Consider the following 617-nt stretch of genomic DNA (forward strand, 5'->3'; position numbering starts at 1 on the left):
TCAAGGGTTACTTTTTGCCCCGCCAGCCCGGTTTGGGTTAGCAACTGCCGCACTGCCGGCTGCTCGCTATCTTTTGAACCACTGTAATATAACTGACTCATAATCTGTCCGGTGTCCTGACTCAAGGCCGATACGCAGGCCTCGCCACGCCGGTGACCGGCCCGTATCGAGCCCCTGAGCTCTTTCCCATCCAGGGCAAACCAGCCGCTCTGGGCGGGTGTCAGCCTCAAGCCGAACCACTCAAAAACTAACGTGTTGAATACCGCAAGGTTTACCTTTGCCAGCAAGCGGGGCAACTGAGCCCGGGAAATCACCCGTGGTTGAGTACTGGCAGTTGCTTGCCGTAAGGCCGGATAATGGTGGACCATATGTCTATGGAGCCGGGATAATTTGCCATCCCGCCCGCAGCACAGGGCCAATGCTAAGCCGGTCAGTACCAACGCTAACGAGTGTTTTTTACCACGGTTATCCCGTTCATCAAGATCGGTTGCATTGACTAAGCACTCAAAAAATAGTGTAACTTTGGAAGGGCAAGTCGCAGTCGTCATCGTTTTGTAGTTTCGTCACCACAAAAATAGGACATACTGGTTCTTGCCTTTTTTTATGAGAAAGCCCTG

1 pseudogene is annotated in these 617 nt (G+C 52.7%); it reads right to left on the bottom strand.

Annotation, left to right across the window (positions count from 1 at the left end):
• Positions 1–368: pseudogene (locus AC23NW_RS36235) on the bottom strand (hypothetical protein); the annotation flags it as partial.
• Positions 369–617 lie beyond the last annotated feature (249 nt).

This window comes from Arsenicibacter sp. R0_47, assembly GCF_057652235.1.